The 1,475-nt window shown below is 67.9% G+C and carries 2 protein-coding genes; both read right to left on the bottom strand.

Translation table 11 applies throughout. The features are described 5' to 3' along the window. Positions 1–872, bottom strand: an 872-nt coding sequence (locus AOJ26_RS40045) for a TrmB family transcriptional regulator (RefSeq protein ID WP_053853253.1), incomplete at its 3' end; no start/stop codon positions are given. Between the two features lie 179 nt (positions 873–1,051). Beyond that, a complete protein-coding gene (locus AOJ26_RS43700) occupies positions 1,052–1,213 on the bottom strand; it encodes a hypothetical protein (RefSeq protein ID WP_159044519.1) in 162 nt (53 codons plus the stop codon). Positions 1,214–1,475: the final 262 nt, after the last annotated feature.

Raw genomic sequence — 1,475 nt, 5'->3', positions numbered from 1 at the left:
GCGACGACCTCGTCCGTGAGCCCTTCCCCGAGCAGCCGCAGCACCGCCTGCTCCTGCGAGGTCAGCTCCCCCTCCCCGCGCTCGCGGTGCTGCGGCCGTCCCCGGGTGAAGGGCAGGGCGTTCTCCCACACCCGCTCGAACAGGTCGCCCAACGCGACCAGCACGCCCCGCCCGTGCAGCACCAGTGCCCCCGCCGCGGAGTCGTCGGGGTCCGTCGGCAGCACCGCGTGCACCCGGTCGAAGATCAGCATCCGCGAGGGCAGCGACGCGGTCGTGCGCACCTCGTCCCCGTGCGAGTGCAGCCACCGCAGGTGCTCCACGGTCGCCGGATCGTTGTGCACACTGTCGAGGTACACGCTGCGCATCGCCACCCCGCGTCCGGCGAGGTCCTCGCAGAGCGGCCGGCTCGCCTGCCGGCTCTCCGCGGTCTGGGGCCCGCCGGCCGCGAACGTCAGCAGCTCGGCCTCGCACTTCTGCGTGAGCTCCTCGATGCGGGAACGTATCTCCTCCAGCCCGTTGAGCCGCTCGATGACCGAGCCCCGCAGATCCTGCTGCGCCGCCTTGTGGTCGTCGATGAACCGCGCGACTTCCGTCCGCGCCTCGGCCAATTCCTTGCGCCGGTCCAGGAGTTCGTTCTCCCGACGCGTCATCAGGGCCTGGAGGGCCACCTCCGGACTGACCGCACGGAGGTTTTCCGGGGCACCCCACGAGGGTTTTACGAGATTGAGCCGGACGCATTCGTCCAGCGCGGAGCGCACCCGCTCCGGCCGCCACCCGAGGGAGGCCACGAGATCCTCCACGGAGGCCGGCTGTCTGAGCAGCGACCGGTAGATCTCGGACACATGGGACGGCAGCCCGAGCGGCTCCAGCATCTGTGCTCCTCCCCCAGTGATCACAAGGTGCCGCCGATCATTATGTTTATGCAGAAAATGATTGGCAACGAAAATGTGACGACTCACAGGGTGACCGCACAGTAACAAAGGGCCCGCTTCGAAGAAGCGGACCCTTTCGGCCACGGTTGGCCGACTTCCATCCCCCGGAGGGGACCAGCTCATCCCCAGATGGGGTCCTCGTCCGGGCTGTCCGTCGTCAGGGTCACCGAGCCCCAGATCGGGTCCTGCGGAGCGGCCGCCGAGACGCTCGCACCGCCCAGCACGACGGTGACCGAAAGAACCAGGGTGGCGACGACGGCACGCAGCAGGTTGTCACGCATGAAGTATTTCCCCCTCGGAAATCAAGAATTTAATTTCTTGCGATTCCGTCGGCCGGATTTCCCCGTCCTGCCGACAACTGAATCTTCACCGAGGAACTCCACGCACCACCACAGAAAAGCAATGCAGGGAGCTGCGCTGGCAAGGTGCTGACACCGGAATCCGCTCCGCCGTTTTCCGCCCCGGAAATCCCGCGTCCCGGCCGAAGCCGACTGACCTGGCGCTACGCCCGCCGCCCGCGCCGGAGCTCCTCCCTCCGCGCGC

This window comes from Streptomyces sp. NRRL B-24085 (assembly GCF_001282115.1).
Classification (GTDB): domain Bacteria; phylum Actinomycetota; class Actinomycetes; order Streptomycetales; family Streptomycetaceae; genus Streptomyces.
This window is presented reverse-complemented; position numbering and strand designations above follow the sequence as displayed.

What these genes read in the sequence shown, in the direction of transcription:
- AOJ26_RS43700 (WP_159044519.1), bottom strand. Translation starts at nt 1,213, where the DNA reads ATGCGTGACAACCTGCTGCGTGCCGTCGTCGCCACCCTGGTTCTTTCG.